The following is a 2,803-nucleotide window of genomic DNA, read 5'->3' as shown; positions in this document are numbered from 1 at the left end:
GGGTGGGGTGACATCCGCAGGATACCGGGGGGTTTTGTGGGGGAGATGGATGCGGGTCCTGACTAAGGGTTTGCCAGTCAGGACCCGAACCGAGCTTTGCTCCGCCGCCAGGACTCGAACCCGGACTGAGGACACCAAAAGACCCAGTGCTGCCACTTACACCACGGCGGATGGCAAGCCCAGTCAGACAGCCGTTCGCGGAGTGCGCGACTGAGCCTCCCCTACTATGCCCCACCACCAGCCTTCGATGCGACGGTATAGGTCTGCTCCGCGGCGTACATCGACACGGAGACAGCCGTAGTACCCCTCATTGGTGTTCTTCCGGTTCGTGCTGGGGCTGTGCTTCTTGAGTGTGGTCTTCAGGAGCGCGGCTCGGTCGATACCCACGTGGTCGGCCCAGAACTGCTCGGCGCCCGCTACGTCGGCGCTCTCGTGGACATGCACGGCGAACTTCAGGCGTTCCCGTTCTACGCCGAGTAGGTCGAGCCAGGCCAGGAAGACCGTGATCATGCCAGGGTCGCTGTTCACGAAGATCACGCGTTCTCGCCGACGGTACGGCTTGCTTTTCGCGCCCTCGGCCCAATAGAGGCCCACGCCGACCAGGAACAGTTCACGATCGCTCAAGTGCTCGATCTCGCGCGTTGCCACTGCTCTGGTTCGCTGGCGTTCCTCCTCGCGTAGCCGCAGCTTGGCTTCCCAACCCCGCTTCGCGATCGCCGAGGCTTCCTCCCGGGTCCGTTGCCGCCGCTCCGGCTTCGGCAGATCCCGCACCCACAGCGAGATCGAACTCTTGGAGCACCCCAGCTCCACCTGGATCTGGTCGTACGTCCAGCCCTGGAGCCGGAGCTCCCGGGCCTTCTCGCGGAGGTCGTCCTTCGCGTTCGGGCGCTTCGTCCAGGCCGGCGGGGGCTCGCCCTCCAGCAGGCGGTTGAGGATGTCGTTGTTGTCCACGTGCAGTCGGTCGCGGATCTGGCGCCGGCTCAGCCCTGCGCGGCGCAGGGTCACCGCCCTCTCCCGCAGTCCCTCGAAGTCGGCGTATTTGCTGGTGGCATGTGTCATACGCATACCGTCCGGGCGGAATGGAGGGCTCCGGGGTCGAACGGTGAGCGATTCAGCAGTTCGAGGGATATCGGGCCGTATCGCGGCCGAACGGTCACGGAGTGTGGTGTAGGCCAGTCCGGGAAACTCGCCGGAAAACCGGCTGCGGGCGCCCGTAGGCTGGAGGCATGACCGCGACGGGGGAAGACCATCTGACGGCCCGGGGAGGGCCGTGGTGGTGGGACAGACGGCGTAGTGCCGTGTTCGATGTGAGTCTGGCCGTGGTGTCCGCGCTGGAGTGCGGGGCGGAGGGCTTTCCGTTCGCCAAGGACGCGGGGGTCCCGGTGGCCGCGGGGGTCGTTTTCGGATTGCTGGCGGGGTCCGTGCTGCTCGTGCGGCGGCGCTGGCCGATCGCCGTCGTGCTGGTGTCGATCGCCATCACGCCCGCCCAGATGGGTTTCCTGATGGGTGTCGTCGGCCTCTACACCCTGGCCGCGTCCGAGCTGCCCCGGCGGATCATCGGCTCGCTGGCGGGGATGTCGCTGGTGGGGACGCTCATCGTGACGTTCGTGAAGACGCGGCAGGACATGGTGCGGGGCGATCTGGACCTGGGGGACTGGTTCGTGCCGTTCGCGGCGATCACGATGTCGCTCGGTTTCACGGCGCCCCCGGTGCTGCTCGGTCTGTACGTGGGGGCCCGGCGGCGGCTGATGGAGAGCCTGCGGGAGCGTGCGGACAGTCTGGAGCGGGAGCTTCAGCTGCTCGCGGAGCGGGCGGAGGAGCGGGCCGAGTGGGCCCGGAACGAGGAGCGGACGCGGATCGCCCGGGAGATGCACGACGTCGTCGCGCATCGGGTGAGCCTGATGGTCGTGCATGCCGCCGCGCTGCAGGCCGTGGCGCGGAAGGATCCCGAGAAGGCCGTCAGGAACGCCGCGCTCGTGGGGGACATGGGGCGGCAGGCGCTGACCGAGCTGCGGGAGATGCTCGGCGTGCTGCGCAGTGGCGGGGGCGAGCGGCGCGAGCGGGCCCCGTCGGTGGCGCTGGCGGCGGTGGGGGTGGCTGCCGCGGCGGCGGCTTCGCGGGCTGCCGATGACGAGGGGCCGTGTCTGGCGGAGATCGAGGAGCTGGTCGGGCAGTCGGCCGCCGCGGGGATGGTGGTCGATCTGACGGTGGAGGGGGATGCCCGGTCGTATGCGCCGGAGGTGGAGCAGACGGCGTATCGGGTGGTGCAGGAGGCGTTGACGAACGTTCACAAGCATGCGGCCGGGGCGAAGACGTATGTGCGGCTGGCGCATCGGGTGTCGGAGATCGCGATGCAGGTGGAGAACGAGCCGCCCGAGGCGGCGGCGTCGTCGGCGCGGTTGCCGTCCGGGGGGAACGGGCTGGTGGGGATGAAGGAGCGGGTGGCCGCGCTGGGCGGGGTGTTCGTGTCCGGGCCGACGGATGCGGGGGGTTTTCGGGTGTCGGCGGTGATTCCGGCGTCGTAGCCCACCGGGGCTGGTGGCCGTCTCGCGTTGCTCTCGTCAGCCCGTTGTCAGGCGTGTCGGTTCCGTGCCGGCGATGAGGGTGGACAGGGCGTGGTCGATGTCGGCGCCGAGGTACCAGTCGCCGGTGTGGTCGAGGGTGTAGACGCGGCCTTCGGTGTCGATGGCGAGGAGGGCCTGGCTGTCGGTTTCGGCGCCGAGGGGGCAGACCTCGGTGCCGAGGGCGCGGCCGAGGTCGCCGAGGGTGCGGGCCATGTGGAGGCCGTGCAGGGGGTCCAGGT

Annotated in this window: 3 protein-coding genes and 1 tRNA gene; 1 reads left to right on the top strand and 3 read right to left on the bottom strand. The window is 69.2% G+C overall.

All coding sequences use genetic code 11. From position 1 onward, the window contains the following. Positions 1-99 precede the first annotated feature (99 nt). A tRNA-Gln gene (locus CA983_RS42395) sits at positions 100-171 on the bottom strand. Between the two features lie 12 nt (positions 172-183). Then, a complete protein-coding gene (locus tag CA983_RS42390) occupies positions 184-1,059 on the bottom strand; it encodes a hypothetical protein (RefSeq protein ID WP_086605955.1) in 876 nt (291 codons plus the stop codon). A 167-nt stretch (positions 1,060-1,226) separates the two neighbouring features. Here CA983_RS42390 and CA983_RS42385 point away from each other — a divergent pair, with 167 nt between their 5' ends. Further along, positions 1,227-2,525: a sensor histidine kinase gene (locus tag CA983_RS42385; protein WP_086605954.1), complete on the top strand. Its 1,299-nt coding sequence runs from the start codon at positions 1,227-1,229 to the stop codon at positions 2,523-2,525. Between the two features lie 36 nt (positions 2,526-2,561). Here CA983_RS42385 and CA983_RS42380 read toward each other — a convergent pair. Next, on the bottom strand, positions 2,562-2,803 hold a 242-nt coding region (locus tag CA983_RS42380), incomplete at its 5' end, for an SUKH-3 domain-containing protein (RefSeq protein WP_208637170.1).

It is taken from the genome of Streptomyces swartbergensis, from assembly GCF_002148965.1.
Classification (GTDB): domain Bacteria; phylum Actinomycetota; class Actinomycetes; order Streptomycetales; family Streptomycetaceae; genus Streptomyces; species Streptomyces swartbergensis.
Note: the sequence above shows the minus strand (reverse complement) of the source record. Positions and strands in the feature narration are given on the sequence as shown.